The organism is Yinghuangia sp. ASG 101 (genome assembly GCF_021165735.1).
Classification (GTDB): domain Bacteria; phylum Actinomycetota; class Actinomycetes; order Streptomycetales; family Streptomycetaceae; genus Yinghuangia.
Genome location: NZ_CP088911.1, coordinates 4,011,918 through 4,027,273 on the forward strand (window position 1 = coordinate 4,011,918; position 15,356 = coordinate 4,027,273).

General features: G+C 70.7%; 16 protein-coding genes and 1 tRNA gene. 6 read left to right on the forward strand and 11 right to left on the reverse strand.

Features of this window, described 5'->3' with window-relative positions:
• Positions 1 to 28 precede the first annotated feature (28 nt).
• The 3 genes from LO772_RS17125 to LO772_RS17135 are packed head-to-tail and all read left to right on the forward strand — an operon-like array spanning position 29 to position 2,999.
• Entirely contained in the window at positions 29 to 1,600 is a 1,572-nt protein-coding gene (locus tag LO772_RS17125) for a replication initiator (protein WP_231779271.1), read from the forward strand.
• Positions 1,597 to 1,824, forward strand: a complete 228-nt coding sequence (locus LO772_RS17130; RefSeq protein WP_231779272.1) for an excisionase family DNA-binding protein — start codon at positions 1,597 to 1,599, stop codon at positions 1,822 to 1,824. The genes LO772_RS17125 and LO772_RS17130 overlap by 4 nt, the downstream gene beginning before the upstream one ends.
• Complete coding sequence (locus LO772_RS17135) at positions 1,824 to 2,999, forward strand: tyrosine-type recombinase/integrase (RefSeq protein WP_231779273.1); 1,176 nt, start codon at positions 1,824 to 1,826, stop codon at positions 2,997 to 2,999. Before LO772_RS17130 ends, LO772_RS17135 begins: the two co-directional genes overlap by 1 nt.
• A 50-nt stretch (positions 3,000 to 3,049) precedes the next feature.
• Here the strand turns inward: LO772_RS17135 and LO772_RS17140 are convergent.
• A tRNA-Gly gene (locus LO772_RS17140) sits at positions 3,050 to 3,123 on the reverse strand.
• Between the two features lie 134 nt (positions 3,124 to 3,257).
• On the opposite strand from LO772_RS17140, the gene dcd reads away from it, so the two are divergent.
• Positions 3,258 to 3,833, forward strand: a complete 576-nt coding sequence (gene dcd, locus LO772_RS17145; protein ID WP_231779274.1) for a dCTP deaminase — start codon at positions 3,258 to 3,260, stop codon at positions 3,831 to 3,833.
• A 28-nt stretch (positions 3,834 to 3,861) separates the two neighbouring features.
• Positions 3,862 to 4,359, forward strand: coding sequence for a phosphoribosyltransferase (locus tag LO772_RS17150; RefSeq protein WP_231779275.1), 498 nt, complete (start codon positions 3,862 to 3,864; stop codon positions 4,357 to 4,359).
• A gap of 48 nt (positions 4,360 to 4,407) precedes the next feature.
• On the opposite strand, the gene LO772_RS17155 is transcribed toward LO772_RS17150, so the two are convergent.
• From LO772_RS17155 to LO772_RS17180, 6 genes are all read right to left on the reverse strand, one after another.
• Positions 4,408 to 5,751, reverse strand: a complete 1,344-nt coding sequence (locus LO772_RS17155; protein WP_231779276.1) for an ABC transporter ATP-binding protein — start codon at positions 5,749 to 5,751, stop codon at positions 4,408 to 4,410.
• 8 nt (positions 5,752 to 5,759) lie between these two features.
• Complete coding sequence (locus LO772_RS17160) at positions 5,760 to 6,515, reverse strand: carbohydrate ABC transporter permease (protein WP_231779277.1); 756 nt, start codon at positions 6,513 to 6,515, stop codon at positions 5,760 to 5,762.
• 109 nt (positions 6,516 to 6,624) lie between these two features.
• Positions 6,625 to 7,581: a carbohydrate ABC transporter permease gene (locus tag LO772_RS17165; protein ID WP_231779278.1), complete on the reverse strand. Its 957-nt coding sequence runs from the start codon at positions 7,579 to 7,581 to the stop codon at positions 6,625 to 6,627.
• On the reverse strand, positions 7,578 to 8,924 hold the full coding sequence (locus LO772_RS17170; protein ID WP_231779279.1) for an ABC transporter substrate-binding protein: 1,347 nt from the start codon (positions 8,922 to 8,924) through the stop codon (positions 7,578 to 7,580). The genes LO772_RS17165 and LO772_RS17170 overlap by 4 nt, the downstream gene beginning before the upstream one ends.
• Positions 8,924 to 9,802 (reverse strand): MBL fold metallo-hydrolase, encoded by an 879-nt coding sequence (locus tag LO772_RS17175; protein WP_231779280.1) that lies wholly within the window; start codon positions 9,800 to 9,802, stop codon positions 8,924 to 8,926. The genes LO772_RS17170 and LO772_RS17175 overlap by 1 nt, the downstream gene beginning before the upstream one ends.
• A gap of 182 nt (positions 9,803 to 9,984) precedes the next feature.
• Positions 9,985 to 10,944: a LysR family transcriptional regulator gene (locus tag LO772_RS17180; RefSeq protein ID WP_231779281.1), complete on the reverse strand. Its 960-nt coding sequence runs from the start codon at positions 10,942 to 10,944 to the stop codon at positions 9,985 to 9,987.
• A gap of 223 nt (positions 10,945 to 11,167) precedes the next feature.
• Between LO772_RS17180 and LO772_RS17185 the strand changes: the two genes are divergently transcribed.
• Positions 11,168 to 11,560 (forward strand): VOC family protein, encoded by a 393-nt coding sequence (locus tag LO772_RS17185; protein WP_231779282.1) that lies wholly within the window; start codon positions 11,168 to 11,170, stop codon positions 11,558 to 11,560.
• Between the two features lie 69 nt (positions 11,561 to 11,629).
• Here LO772_RS17185 and LO772_RS17190 read toward each other — a convergent pair whose 3' ends face one another.
• From LO772_RS17190 to LO772_RS17205, 4 genes are all read right to left on the reverse strand, one after another.
• Positions 11,630 to 12,418, reverse strand: coding sequence for an ATP-grasp domain-containing protein (locus tag LO772_RS17190; RefSeq protein ID WP_231779283.1), 789 nt, complete (start codon positions 12,416 to 12,418; stop codon positions 11,630 to 11,632).
• Entirely contained in the window at positions 12,415 to 13,293 is an 879-nt protein-coding gene (locus LO772_RS17195; protein WP_231779284.1) for an ATP-grasp domain-containing protein, read from the reverse strand. The genes LO772_RS17190 and LO772_RS17195 overlap by 4 nt, the downstream gene beginning before the upstream one ends.
• Before the next feature lie 181 nt (positions 13,294 to 13,474).
• Complete coding sequence (locus tag LO772_RS17200) at positions 13,475 to 14,674, reverse strand: globin domain-containing protein (RefSeq protein WP_231779596.1); 1,200 nt, start codon at positions 14,672 to 14,674, stop codon at positions 13,475 to 13,477.
• Between the two features lie 74 nt (positions 14,675 to 14,748).
• Complete coding sequence (locus tag LO772_RS17205; RefSeq protein WP_231779285.1) at positions 14,749 to 15,195, reverse strand: RrF2 family transcriptional regulator; 447 nt, start codon at positions 15,193 to 15,195, stop codon at positions 14,749 to 14,751.
• Positions 15,196 to 15,356: the final 161 nt, after the last annotated feature.

The following is a 15,356-nucleotide window of genomic DNA, read 5'->3' on the forward strand; positions in this document are numbered from 1 at the left end:
CCGGACCACTCGCGTGGAGCGGGCCCGCATGCCTCTCGCGAAAGAGGTGGTGCGGGCCGCTGCCCTCGAACATGGCGTGTGCATCCGCCCGGTCGCGCTACGGCGCACGGACATCACGACCGGGGCCGTGGAGATCATCGACGTTCCGTGCGGGGCGACGCTGGCGAGCGTGTGCCCGTCGTGTGCGGAGCGCAAGCGTCAGCTTCGGATGGCGCAGTGCCGCGAGGGATGGCACCTGACCGAAGAGCCCGATCTGACGGCGGACGAACCGACGCCGTACCAACGGTGGTTGGCGGAGATCCGCGCAGATCTCACAGCCGCGCACGACGCGGCCGGCGGAACCGAACGCGAAAGTCTCGCTGAGGACCTGGCGGCGTTGGACGAAGAGATCACGTCCACCGGCGTGCGGGGCAACATCGACCCGGACGAGCCTTCGCGCCGGGTGCGGTCGACTCGGCGGCGGCAAGACGCGGTCGACCTGCCTCGACGTCCGGTCGACGCGCGGACGGTCGGCAAGGCGTTCACCACGCCGGATGGGAAGACGTTCCGGCCGTCGCTGTTCGTCACGCTGACGTTGCCGTCGTACGGGCGGGTGCGGTCGGACGGGACACCTGTGGACCCGTCGACGTACGACTACCGGCGTGCGGCCCGGGACGCGCTGCACTTCTCCAAGCTGGTGGACCGGTTCATTCAGAACCTGCGGCGGTTCGTCGGCTTCGATGTCCAGTACTTCGCGGCCGTCGAACCGCAACGGCGATTGGCGCCACACGTCCACCTCGCGATCCGCGGGACCGTATCGCGGGCCGAGCTGCGGCAGGTCGCGGCGGCGACGTACCACCAAGTGTGGTGGCCGAGCTGCGATGAGCCGGTGTACGACGACGACACGGCCCCGGCCTGGAACGACGAACAACGGGCGTACGTCGACGCGGACGGTATCCCACTGCCTACGTGGGATGACGCGCTTGACGTCGTCGACGCTGACGATGAGGCAGAACCGGTCCACGTCGCCCGGTTCGGCGTGCAGGTCGACGCAAAGGGCGTCCTCGTCGGCTCCGCGGACGCGCGCCGCTGCATCGGCTACCTCGCCAAATACCTGAACAAGTCCGCACACGAGTGCCATGAACCCGCGAGCGACGCCGAACGCGCGCACGTCGACCGGCTCATGGACGAACTTCGGTACGAGCCCTGCTCGCCTGCGTGCGCGAACTGGCTGCGGTACGGCGTGCAGCCGAAGAACGCCCGGGACGGCATGCGACCGGGCTTGTGCAAGGCAAAGGCTCACCGCCGTACTCACCTCGGCTATGGCGGCCGTCGCGTCCTCGTCTCGCGCAAGTGGTCCGGCAAGTCCCTCGCCGACCACAAGCACGAACGACGCGCCTGGGTCCTCGAACTCCTCGGCGAGATGGCCGACAACGGCGACGCCCCGAATCGCTACGTCTGGGAACACGCGGCCCCGTCCGACCCGGACGTCCCATCCATCTCGCACCGCCTCCTGCGAGCGGTCTCCGAACGCGTCCGATGGCGGGCCGCACTCGACGCGGCCAAAGCGGCGGCAGATGGACAGCTCAGTGATTCGGCAACTCGGGGGAGAGCAGCATGAGTGAGAAGCCGGACCGTCTCTTGACCGTCGCTGAGGCGGCCGAGCGGATGGGCCTGAAAGGCGAACGGTTCCCGCGTCGGCTGATCGCGGAACGGCGGATCGCGTACGTCAAAGTCGGTAGTCACGTCCGCATCCGGGCGAGCGTGATTGACGCGTACTTGGCGGCGAACACGGTTGAGCCGTTGCGGCGTCGCGCTCGCTCCGGATGGCGGGGTGCCGCCTGATGGCACGCAAGCGCAAGCAGAACCGTCGGACTTTCGGCGCGATTCGTCGGCTGCCGTCGGGCAAATACCAGGCTCGGTACACCGGTCCGGACGGGCTTCGCTACTCGGCGCCGGAACCGTTCGAGACGCTGACGGACGCAGACGACTGGCTTGCTGCCAGGCAGACCGAGATCAATCAAAAGAGCTGGCGTGACCCCGACGCCGGCGCGGTGAACTTCGAAACGTACGCACTCCTTTGGGTCGAAGAACGCGAACTCGCCGCGACGACGGAGGAGTTGTACGGGCGTCTGCTGCGTCTGCACATCCTCCCGACCTTCGGGGCCCTGGACCTCGACGAGATCACGCCTCCGCGCGTGCGGGCCTGGCACGCCGAACGCAGGAAGGCGACCGGGGCAACGACCGTCGCCAAGTCGTACCGCCTGCTTAAGGGCATCCTTCAAACCGCCTTCGAGGAAGACGAGTTGATCCGGCGCAACCCGTGCCGGATCAAGAACGGCGGGCGTGAGTCGGCTCCCGAACGGTCGATTGCCACCGTCGCCCAAGTCGACGCGCTCGCGAACGCGATGGGCCCACGGTGGCGGTTGCTGGTCTACTTCGCGGCGTACGCGACCCTCCGCCCGGAGGAACAAGCGGAGCTGCGGCGCGAGGATGTCGACACCGAAGCGCGGACGCTGTCCATCACCCAAGCGTCGCCCGAACTCACCACGGGCCGACGGGTCACCGGTGACACGAAGTCGGCGGCGGGAAGGCGCAAGGTCGTCTACCCGGCGTTCCTGGACCTCGAAGTGAAGCGGCACCTGGACTGGTTCGCTGAGAAAGAGCCGGACGGGCTGCTCTTTGTTGGCGAGAAAGGTGCGCCGTTCCGGCGGTCGACGTTCGGGCGGAAGTGGCGCAAGGCGCGTACCAAAGTCGGCCTTTCCGACAACTTCCATTTCTACGACCTGCGGCACACGGGCAACACGCTGGCCGCACAGTCGGGCGCGACGCTCAAGGAGTTGATGGTCCGGGCCGGCCACTCGACCGAGCGGGCCGCGATGATCTACCAGCACTCGACCGACGAACGGCAACGCGAGATCGCTGACGGCCTGGACGCGAAGGTACGTCGCGACCGCGGCAAGGGCACAGGACCGGCCGACGGGCACGCTAAGGGCACGCCTAGGGCACGAGACGCTTAACAGTTGCAGGAAACAACAAAGGCCCGGGTCTCTGACCTGGGCCTTTACCTTGGAGCGGGCGACGAGAATCGAACTCGCGCTCTGAGCTTGGGAAGCTCATGTTCTACCATTAAACTACGCCCGCGCTGGGAGGCCCTTAGGGTCTCGTGGGTCACACTGTACCTGATGCCGTGGAGTGGGTGCAGCAGGGTTTGTGGGGAGTGGGGGTGTGGGGGGCGCGGTTGGGTGTCTTGTGGGGGGAGCGACTACCCTCGCTGTGTGCTTCTTTCGGACAGGGACATTCGTGCGGAGATCGACGCCGGTCGGGTGGGGATCGACCCTTTTGAGCCGGGTATGGTCCAGCCGTCGAGTGTCGATGTCCGGCTTGACAGGTTTTTTCGGGTTTTTGAGAATCACCGGTATCCGCACATCGATCCCGCGGTGGAGCAGCCGGATCTGACGCGGCTTGTCGAGCCGGATGGGGATGAGCCGTTCATTCTGCATCCGGGCGAGTTCGTGCTCGCGTCGACGTACGAGGTCATTCGGCTGCCCGACGATGTGGCCAGTCGGCTGGAAGGCAAGAGTTCGCTGGGGCGGCTGGGGTTGCTGACGCATTCGACGGCCGGGTTCATCGATCCGGGGTTCTCGGGGCATGTGACGCTGGAGTTGTCGAACGTCGCGACGCTGCCGATCAAGTTGTGGCCGGGGATGAAGATCGGGCAGCTGTGTCTGTTCCGGTTGTCGTCGCCGGCCGAATTTCCTTACGGCTCCTCGGTGTACGGGTCGCGCTACCAGGGCCAGCGCGGGCCGACGGCGTCGCGGTCGTTCCAGAATTTCCATCGCACCGGTATTTGATTCCGGCATTCGAGTGGGGCGTACGGCCATGACCGACAGGCGCGAGAATCTGACCTGGGACCTTCTCGGCAGTGCCACACGGGAGTTGGCCGCGCGGGTCGTGGCCGACGGTTATGAGCCGGACATCATTCTGTCGATCGCCCGGGGCGGGGTGTTCGCGGCGGGGGCGCTGGCGTACGCGCTCGATGTGAAGAACCTGCACCTGGTGAATGTCGAGTTCTACACCGGGGTCGGGACCACGCTCGAAATGCCGATCATGCTCGCACCGGTCCCGAACATCGTCGACTTCACCGACAAAAAGGTGCTGGTGGCCGATGACGTCGCCGACACCGGGAACACGCTGCGGCTCGTCCGGGACTTCTGCGAGGACGCCGTGGCCGATGTGCGGTGTGCGGTGATCTACGAGAAGCCGCAGTCGTCCGTGAAGTGCGAATACGTATGGAAGTACACCGAGGACTGGATCAATTTCCCGTGGTCGGTCCTGCCGCCGGTGGCGCGGCGGGACGGGCAGATCCTCGACGCCTAGGCGCCCCCGCCGGCGCGCCGCGGCGGTGATTCTCTCTGGTCCCGCGGTTCATGCGCCGGGTCGGTCGGGGACGGGCGCGTGCGGGTGGGTTTCGCGGGTGGGTTTCGCGGGTGCGGGCGCGGTGTCGACGCGCAGCCCGTCCCGGTCGAAGAGGTGGAGGTGCCGGGGTGGGACGCGTACGCGCACGGGGTCGCCCGCGGTTGGGGTGGGGCTGTCGGCGGGGAGGGTGACGGCCCAGGGTGGGCCGCCCTGGGGGCCGCGGCAGGTGAGGATCCGGCCGTCGCCGGTGTATTCGACGATGTCGACGACGCCGTCCAGGACGAGCCCGTCGCCGGGCGAGACGGGCGGGCCGGGCCAGCCGAGCGAGCCGACCGGGCCGGGCGAGACGGGCGAGCCGAGCGCGTCCGTTCGGTCGAGTACGCCGTCGGCCGGACGCCAGCCGAGAAGCAGCGGCCCCGGGGGCAACGGCTCGCCACCGTACGGGAGTCGGGCGTTCAGGCCGGGCCCGGTCAGGGTGCGCACCGGGCCGGGTGCCGGGCCGGATGCCGGACTGGATGCCGGACCGGGTGCCGGATCGGCCGGCAGGAGGTTCATCGCCGGGCTGCCGAGGAAACCGGCCACGAAGGTGTTGGCGGGCCGGCTGTAGACCTCGTGCGGGGTGCCCGCCTGGGCGAGCCGCCCGCCGTTCAGAACGACGAGATGGGTGGCCATCGACAGCGCTTCGAGTTGGTCGTGCGTGACCAGGACCGCGGTGCAGCCGAACTCACGGTGCAGGCGGACGAGTTCGGCGCGGGCGTGTTGGCGCAGTTGGGCGTCGAGCGCGGAGAGCGGTTCGTCGAGCAGCAGAACGGAGGGGCCGCGTACGAGTGCTCGGGCCAGGGCGACGCGTTGGCGTTCTCCGCCGGAGAGTTGGGCCGGGCGGCGCTGCTCCTTCCCGTCGAGGCGGACCAGTGCGCAGACTTCGCGTACCTTGTCGGCGATCTCCGTGCGGGAGGCGGCGGTTGGCGCATGCCGCGAGGCGAGTCGCGAGACGAGCCTGCGGCGCCGGTCGTGGCGGGCCCGCATCCGTAGTCCGAAGCCCACGTTCTCCGCGACGGTCATGTGCGGGTAGAGCGCGAAGTCCTGGAAGACCATGGACAGATCGCGCTCCCCCGGCGGGAGGTCGGTGACGTCGTCGCCGTCGACGGCGATGTGTCCCGCGTCGGGTGTCTCCAGGCCCGCGATCAACCGCAGGGCCGTCGACTTGCCGCACCCCGACGGCCCGACCACGACGGTGAACGAGCGTGGCGGAATGGTCAGTTCGGGCAGGTCGAGCGCGGGTCGGCGGGAGTCGCCGTACGCCTTGACGAGGTCGCGCAGGACGATCCCGCCGGGGGCCGGTCGGCTGTTCATGGCGGAGGTCACCGCAATCCGGAGTGGAGGAACGCGTCGGCGATGCGACGGGAGGCGAGCAGGTAGACCGCGACGACGGGCGGCGTCGACAGCGTGGCCGCGGCGAGCAGCGGCCCGGGGTTGGGGCCTTCTTGGTTCTGGAACTTCTGGAGGCCCACCTGGATGGTGGTGTGGTCCGCGTTCGGCGCCGCGAGCAGCGGCCACAAATACTCGTTCCACGTGCTGATGAACACGAGGACGGCGACCGAGCCGAGCGCCGGCCGCAGCAGCGGGAGCACCACGAACCGCAGGGTCTCCCAGGGCGTGGCGCCGTCGAGTTCGGCGGCCCCCACGAGGCCGGGCGGGATGGCCCGGACATGCTCGTGCAAAAGCAGCACCGCGAGCGCGCAGCCGGACAGTTGCGGCAGGACGAGCCCGGGGTACGTGTCGCGCCAGCCCAGTTCGGTGATCATCAGGAAGTGCGGCACGATCAGCGACTGCGTCGGCACCACGAGAGCCACGGCGAGCGCCCCCATGATCCAGCCGCGCAGCGGGACGTGGAAGCGGACGAGGGCGTACGCCGCGAGCACCCCGACCACGAGGTGCGCGGCCGTCACCCCGGCGGCCGTCACGAACGTGTTGAGCAGCAGCCGCCCGATCGGGAAGTCGTCGAGCGCGGCCCGGTAGTGCTCCAAACTCGCGGGCACCGGAAGCGGATCGGTGCCGTAGATGTCGTTGGCGGGTTTGAACGACGTGATCACCGCCCACACCACGGGGAAGAGCATGGCTCCGGCGACCGCGGTCAGGACCGCGTGGCGGCCCGCCGCGCGTACGGCGCGCCCGAGTCGGGGCGCACGGGAGGCCCGCCCGCGGCGAGGGGGCGGGGCACTTCGGCTATCGCGTGAGGGCACGGGACAACCTCGTGGTGACGCGGGCGACCACGACCCGCAGGACGAACACCGCGGCGAGCGCGAGGACGATGACGACCGCGGCGGCCGACGCGGCGCCGATGTCGAAGAACGTGAAGCCGTAGGTGTAGAGCCGGTAGTAGACGTTGTCGGTGCTGCCGTCGGGCCCGCCCTGTGTCAGCACGGCGACGTTGGTGAACACCCACTGGCCGGCGAGGACGACGCACACGAACCCGAGCAGGACGGTGGTCCGGCGCAGTTGCGGCCACACCACGAAGCGCGTGATCTCCCACTCGGTGGCGCCCTCGATGCGGGCCGCCTCGATGCCGCGCCGGTCGATCCCCGCCAGAGCCGCGCCGAACAGCAGCATGTTCAGCGCGATGATCTTCGCCGCGGTGACCGCCACCACGACGGGCAGCGCGGTGTCCGGGTCGCCGAGCCAGTTGCGGTCGTCCCGGAATCCGAGGCCGCCCAGGGCCGCGTTGGCGACCCCTTGGAGCGGGTTCAGGACGAAGTGCCACGACACGGCGGTGGCCACCGGGGCGAGCACCACGGGCAGGAACATCAGCGCCCGGTAGATGTCCGACGTACGGCCCGGCCGCTTCCACAGCATGATCGCCAGGCCGAGCGGGACGAGCGTCGCGAACGGCGCCATGAGTGCCACGTAAACCAGGGTGCGGCGGATCTCCCGCGGGAACTCCGGTTCCCCGAAAAGCCGTTCGTAGTTGTCGGTGCCCACGAACGGCTTGTGGTCGGACGTCAGGTCCCAGTCGAGGAAGCTGAGCACACCGGTGAAGACGAGCGGTCCGTACACCCACACGACCAGCGACAGCAGCATGGGTGACAGGTAGAGCCACGGACCGGCGCGCCGGCGCGTCCGCACCGGTCGGCCGGACGCGCGTGCGGTTCGCGCGGCGGCCCTCTCCTCGACGGCGGCGGTCACGAGACCAGGGACCGGATCTTGGCAGCCGTGTCGGCCAGCGTCTTGGCGGGGTCCGCCTTGCGCAGCACGATCGGCTCCACGGCGTCTTCCTGAAGCGCGAGAACCGCCTGATTGGCGCGTTGACCGGGGAAGAACGTGTACGGCGTGACCGAGCCGAGCTGGTCGAGCGCGGGCAGCAGGCGCTTGTCCTCGGCGAAGTAGCCCGCGAGGTACGCCGGGTCGGTGACCAGGGACTCGCGCAGCGGCAGGTAGCCCATGTCCCGCGTGATGATCGTGAACCCCTGCGCGCCGGTCAGGAACGCGATGAAGCGCCAGGCCGCCCGCCGCCGGGCCTCGTCCTTGGTGAGCACCGCCAGCCCCGCGCCGGAGTACGTCGGCCGGGCCGGTGCGTCGGTGAAGCGCGGGAAGGGCGCGGTACGCAGGTCGAACTTGCCGTCGGCGGCCTTCTCGAAGTTGGTCAGCGCCGCGGTGCTGAGCACGATCATGGCGAGCTTGCCGCCCGCGAAGGCCGCCACCGCGTCGTTGGCCGACACGCCGGGTGCCGCACCGGAGACGGTCAGGTCCCGGAGCACGGTGAGCGCGCCGACGGTGGCCGGGTCGGTGAGCCCCAGGCCGCCGTCGGGGTGGACGAGCGCGCCGCCGTTGCTCGCGACGACCGACTGGGTCAGGTAGTCGGACTTGCCCGCGTCGGCGACGGCGACGTACACGCCCTGCGCGTCGGTCCGGGAGGTCACCGCCAGCGCCGCGTCCTTGACCTCGGCGATGGTGCGCGGCGGGTTGTCCGGGTCGAGTCCGGCCCTGCGGAACAGGTCGGCGTTGAGGAACAGCACGGGGATGGACATCGTGTACGGCATCGCCTTGACCTTGCCGTCGTGCCGGACCGCGTCCAGCACGCCCTGGGACATGCCGGTGATGTGGGCCCGCCACTCGGCCTCCGGCGCGATGTCCTGGACGGGCACCAGCGGCAGGCTTTCGTACGCCTCCGCCATCTTGCTCCAGCCGATCTGCGCGACGTCGGGGGGATTTCCGGCGGCGGTGTCGGTGCGCAGCTTGGTCAGGACGTCCTTGACCGCGACGCCCTGCGGGCGGATCCGGATGTCGGGGTTGGCGGCGTGGAAGGCGTCGATGAGCTTCTGGGTGCCCTGCCCGCCCAGGTCGGGGGTGCCGTGGTTGTAGGACAGGAAGTCGAGGGTGACGGTCCCGCCGTCGCCGCTGCCGCTGCCGCCGGTCCCGCACGCGGTCAGGGCGGCCAGGCCGAGCATCCCGAGAACCGACCTGCGGGCGAGGACGGGACCGCCGGCGGCGGCCCGCGTACGAGCCGCCGGTATCCGCGTCGTGTGCATCAGGAGCCTTTCCGAACATCGAATCGGGCGTTGGGGTGTGCGAGGCTCACCGGTCCGCCGTAGACGGCTTCCGCGTCGGCTTTGCGGGCCTCCAGCCACACCGGGTCGGCGCTGACGAAGTGGGTCAGGACGAGCCGGCCGGTCTCGGCCGCCGCGGCGGCGCGGCCCGCGTCCGCGGCGCTCAGGTGGCCGTGTGCGCCGGTGTCGGTCTCCGGCAGGGTCGCCTCGGCGAGCAACAGGTCGGCGTGCGCGGCCAGTTCGGGTAGGGCGTCGGTCACGCCGGTGTCGCCGGTGTAGACCAGCGTGCCGCCGGAACTCTCCACTCGTACGCCGCAGTTGGGTGCGGAGTGCCGCAACTCGCGGACGTCGACGCGGCAGTCGGCGACGGCGAAGCCGTCCCCGGACGCGTACTCGCGTACGTCGAAGGCGAGTTCGAACGCCTTGTCGAGGTCGGGCATCGTGGTCACCGGGAACAGCGCCGCGAGGCGGTCGAGTACGTCGCGGGCACCGGCCGGCACGTACAGCGGGAGCCGCGCCCGGTCGCTGCGCGGCGGCGGCAGCGCGGCCCGCCGGAACGACTCGGGCAGGTCGGACGGGTAGGGGACGGTCGCGGCGAGCAGGCGCTTGCCGAGCGGGAGCAGGTCGTAGCAGTGGTCCAGGTGCATGTGGCTGATCACGACGGCGTCGAGCAGATCCGGCCGGGTGACCGCGCCCAGGCCGGTCATCACGCCCGGTCCGCAGTCGAGGAGGACGCGACCGCCGGCCGAGGTGACCAGATAACCCGAACTGGCCTGGCCGTCGGCCGGCATGCCCGAACGGCAACCGAGCACGGTGAGATGCATGGCGAATCCGATCCACGAGTCGATGCGAAAAGCCACGCCTTCCGCACCGAAATCGTGATTCACGCGCCACGGCCCGGCAATGAGCAAAAGCCGAACACGCGATTGGCCGCGACAATCGCCGCACCGGGACGTCGGGGACACGGACGGCGGTTCACGGAAATCACCGACGCTTTTCCGGGCCGCGGCCACGCGTCCGCCGCGCGGCGGACGGGGTCCCGCTAGGCATGCGCGACCGGGACGGCGCCGGTGACCGGGACGGCCCCGGCGACCCGCCCGGGCTCGACCGCCTCGGTGAAGCCGCCGGTCTCGACGCAGTCGAGGAACGCCTCCACGACCGGGTCGCGGTCGTCGGCGCGCCACACCACGTGCAGGCTCAGCATCGGTACGGGGTCGACCAACGGCACGACGGCCAGGCCCTGCGCCGACGGCTGCACGGCGCGTACGGCGGCCGACGCGAACCCGACGACCGGGCGCGTGGACACCACGACGCCGGTGGCACCGGTGTCGTCCACTTCGGCGGCGATGGTCAGGCTGATGCCGCTGTCCTCGGCGGCGCGCACGATGGCGTCGTACATCGCGGGGCTCTCGTCGCGCCGGAACAGCACGCAGGGTCGGCCCGCGAGTTCGCGAAACGCGACCCGCTCGCGCCGCGCCCACGGGTGGTCGTCGCCGACCACCGCGACGAGCGGCAGCGAGAGCAGGCTCCGCGAACGCAGCCGCGCGCTCAACGGCCGTCCGAAGACCAGCGCGACGTCCAACTCGCCGGCGAGCAGCCCCGACAGCTGGGGTCCGCTGCGCTTCTCCCACAGCGACGCCGCCACACCCGGGTGGTCCTCGGCGAGCCGCTGCAGCGTCCGGGGCAGAACGTGCTGCCCGGCGGGGAAGTTGAACCCGACCCGGACCGTCCCGACCCGCCCGGCCGCGGTCGCGCGCGCGAGGTCGCCGGCCTTCGCCAACCGCTCGACGATGGCCCGCGCCTCGGCCTCGAAAACGCGGCCCGCGGGCGTCAATCGCACCTCGTGTGATGTCCGGGCCACCAGCACGACGCCCAATTCCTTTTCGAGGCGTTGGAGTTGCTGACTCAACGACGGCTGCGCGATATGCAGCCGCCGCGCGGCCCGACCGAAATGCAGTTCATCGGCGATCGCGAGAAAAGACTCCAGGTAACGGAATTCCACTGAACAACCCTCCCGAACCGCACACTTTCGCCACGCTAGCGGGAGGCGCACAACACCCGATGACGCCGAAGTGCCGTACGGACGAATTCCAGCCCCCTGGCCCGCCCGCGGGCGGCCGTGGCCGACGGCGGTCTGTGCAGCCGGCTCCCCTGCCGGTACGGTCCCTGGTACGCGCCGCCCGAACGCCGCCACCGTCGCGCCCGCCGCTCACCTCGGAGGTCCCATGCCCGGAATCGCGGGTATCTCGCACCTGTCCCTGTCGGTCTCGGACGCCGCGGCCAGTGCGCGCTGGTACGCCGACGTGCTCGGCTTCGCGGACCGCATCACGCTGGAAGGCGACACGTACGTCCGACGGGTGTGCATGCACGAAAGCGGCCTGGTCATCGGGCTGCAACAGCACCAGGGCAACGACGGAACCCCGTTCGACCCCACCCGCGCGGGCCTGGACCACCTGTCGTTCGCCGTCCCCGACCGCGCCACCCTCGAAGCCTGGGCCGACCACCTCGCCGCGCTCGGCGTCAAACACTCGCCGCCGGAGGACACCGGGCGGGGGTTCGCCCTGAGCTTCCGCGACCCGGACGACATCCAGCTCGAACTGTTCAGCCCACCGGCATGACCCGGCCGCTCGTCGCGAGCGACCGGCATGTTCTCCGGGTTCGCGAGGAGGTCGGGGCGCCCTCCGGCGTCAGGGTTCCCGGGCGCGGAGTGCGGAGACGACCAGGTCGGCGAGGGCCCGGGGGGCGTCCGGGATGCTGCGGAGGCCGGGAAAGGCGTTGACGTCGACGACGCGGGGGCCCTGCGCGGTGGCGATGATGTCGACGCCGTAGACGGTGAGGCCGAAGGCCCGGCCGGTGGCGTGGACGATGTCGCGCCAGGCCGCGGGCACGGTGTGCCACGGCACGGGAACCGTGCGCTTCGGTACGGGAGTTCGCCGCGGCGGACGCCGCAGGCCGGCGAAGGACCGGTCGCCCACGACCCAGAACTTGTGGTCCCAGCCGTCGCCGATCTCGACGCGTTGCGCGACGACGGGTTCGTCCGACCAGTCCACGCGGGCGAGTTCGTGCGCGGTGCCGGTCTCGGGGTGCGGGTTGTCGCGGTTGCTGTAGCGGCTCTTGAGGATCCAGGTGCCGGCCCCGACGCGGGTGGCGGCCTGCGCGGCGCGGTCCAGGGTGTGGGTCTCGGGGAACGGCAGTCCGGCCGCCCGGGCGATCCGGGCCATCGCGGCCCGGTCCAGGCAGGCCTCGGTCGCGGCAACGGAGTTGAGTACGGGGATGCCCGCGGCCTCCGCGCGGCGCCAGAGCGGCAGCGCCTCGCGCACGCGCGTCTTGAGCAGGTAGAGGTCGGCGCCTCGGAGGTCCGGGATCTCCGAGGTCGGCGGGACGAACTCCGCGTGGTGGCCGTCGGCGCGGAGGAGCGACGCGAAACCGGCCAGGGTCGGGTGGTCCGGGCGGTCGCCCACGATGCGGACTCTCACAGGGGAACACCGTTGGTGCTGAACGCCCGGAGGGGGTCCTTGGGCGGGAGTGCGGCGAAGGGGCTGCGGGCGGCCCCGGCCAGGCGGATCAGGGTGCGGGCCACGCGGGGGACGGCGTCGGGGACGGCGCGGAAACTGGGGAAGTCGTTGACGTCCACGACGACCCAGCCGTCCGGGCCCGCGACGGCGTCGACACCGAACAGGTCGAGTCCGTAGACCTGTCCGATCCGGGTGACCAGCTCGGCGAGGTCGTCCGGTAACGGGACCTCGCGCGGGGTGACGCCGCGGTCGGGGTGGAGCGGTGACGTGCGTACGGTGGCGTGGAGTTCACCGCCGACGCTGTAAACCTTGTAGTCGACACCGTGGTTCGGGATGTACGGCTGCACGATGAGGAAACCCTCGTCACGCAAGTCGCGCTGCGCGTCGGCGAGTTCCCGACGCCCGCGCACGATGCGGACGCCTCGGCCGGAGTTGCCGCCGACCGGTTTGACGACCAGCGCGCCGCCCGCCGGGTCGAGCTGTTCGAGGACGTCCGTGGTCGCGACGAACGAGGTCTCCGGAAAAGGGAGTTCGTAGCGCCGGGCGAGTGCCGCCGCAACGGCCTTGTCCCGTACGGCGTGCACCGCCCGCGCGTCGTTGATCGTCGTGACGCCGACCGCCGCCGCGGCGCTCAGGAGGGTGAGCCCCGGGCCTCCGGACACCGTCTTGAGGACCCACGCGTCGTGTCCGGCACGGAGCAACGTGCCGAGGGGGACGACGGATCGGCCCGGCTCGACGATGTCGATCTCATGACCGAGGCCGCTCAGATGCCGCGCGACGTCGAGCGGCATGCTGTCGCCCCGATATTGCTCCTCGATCAGAAAACAGAGCCGCACTTCTCCCCACCCACCGCTCGTGCCCCCCGCGACCGACCACCGTTTCACGGACGATTACCCGGCTGTCACGCGGGGTTCCTCGAGCGGTCGGCCGGGGATGGGCGAACGGCGCGGTGGGGCACCGGAGTCGGGCGGGAAACCCGGGGCCGGGACCCGGCCCGGAGACGCGGGCCGCGGCCGGTTACGCCTGCCCGAGCCAGAGGTCGGGGCCGAAGACCTCGTAGTGGATCGCGGCGGGCGAAACCCCTTGGCGCAGAAGGTCCGTACGGACCGCGCGCATGAACGGAAGCGGGCCGCACAGGTACGCGGTGAGGTCGTCCGGGAGTTCCAGGGCCCCGACGTCGGCGTGGCCGATCGACGCGGTGCCGGGCGCCGCGTCGCCGATCTCCTCGTACCAGAGGTGCCGGACGCCACCGGGCAACGCCTCGGTCAGGCGCCGCTGTTCGTCGCGGTGGGCGTGGTCGGCGGGGCTGCGGTCGGCGTGGACGACGATGACCCGCCGGGTCGATCCGGTGGCGGCCAGGTGGTCGAGCATGGCCAGCATCGGGGTGGTGCCGATGCCCGCGGACGCCAGGAGCAGGGGGCTGTCGCCGTCCGGGAGGACCAGGTCGCCGAATGGTGCGGACACCGTCAACTCCGTTCCCACCACGGCGTTTTGGTGCAGCCACGTGGAGACCTCACCGTCCGGCCCCGCGCCGTCGCGGACGCGCTTGACGGTGATGCGCCACTGCGGGCGCGCGGGTGCGGACGACAGACTGTACTGGCGGATCTGCCGTGCGCCGTCGGGCAGTTCGACCCGGACGCTGACGTACTGGCCCGGAAGAAACGATTCCGCCGCCTCGCCGCCGACCGGGCGCAGGACGAACGCGACGACGTCGGGGGTCTCTTCGTGGCGTTCGGCGATCTCCATCCGCCGCCAGACGTCGCCTTCGGCGAGCCGGCGCCCCCGGTAGAGATCGGCCTCGACCGCGATGAGGGCGTTGGCCATGAGCCAGTAGACCTCGTCCCACGCGGCGGTGACCTCGGGGGTGACCGCGGCGCCGAGCACGTCGACGATCGCGGCGAACAAGTGCTCGTGGACGATCTTGTACTGGTCGGAGGTGACGCCGAGCGTCGCGTGCTTGTTGGCGATCCGGGACAGCATCGCGTCCGGGCGGGCGTCGGGTCGCTCGACGAGCAGGGTGGCGAACGCGGCGATGGAGCCCGCCAGCGCCTGCTGCTGTTCGCCGTTCGCCTGGTTGCCCCGGTTGAACAGGTCGCGCGGCAGTTCGGGGTGGGCGCGGAACATACCGGTATAGAAGCGCGTGGTGATCTCGCCGAGCGCGGCGCCGACGGCGGGCAGTGTGGCGCGGATCAACGGTAGGGATTGCTCCGACAACACAGCGACCTCCAAATTGGTCAATGATCTTCGCATTCAGGCACGGGGTACCGCCGCTCCACGCGCTCGGAAACGGATCAGCCGCGGTCGGGCATGCCCAGTTCGAGCAGGATCGCGCCGGTCGGCCGCGACACCAGGTCCGCGACCGTCAGGGGGTCGAGCGAGGCATAGAAGGCCTCTTGCGCGTCACGCAGCGCCCGCCGCAGCCGGCACGCCCCGCGGAGCGGGCACGGCGCGTCCCCCTCGCACTCGACGACTTCCTCCCCCTTGCCCTCCAACTCGCGGACCAGCCAGCCCACCGAGGCCCGGCGCCCCAGCACGGTCAGCTCCAGGCCGCCGCCGCGCCCGCGCCGGGCGTGCAGGACGCCGAGTTCGTTCAGCCGGGAGACGGCCTTGGCCATGTGCGTGTACGGCACGTCGACCGCCACCGCCACCTCGCGGGTGGTCAGCGCCGTGTCGTTCTCGGAGACCGCCAGGCGCATCACCGCACGAAGCGCCAGGTCGGTGAACTTCGTCAGCCGCACATCGGCGACGCTATCAAATACGCATCTGAGATTCGTATTTGAGGGGGTGTGACAAACGTCAAGGCGCCATCGGCGTCCAAATGGGCCGTTCGGCCCTGGTGCCCCCGCCTCTCGGGCACCATGATCACCGCGTCGCGGGCACCGGGCCCGCCGGAGTCGAT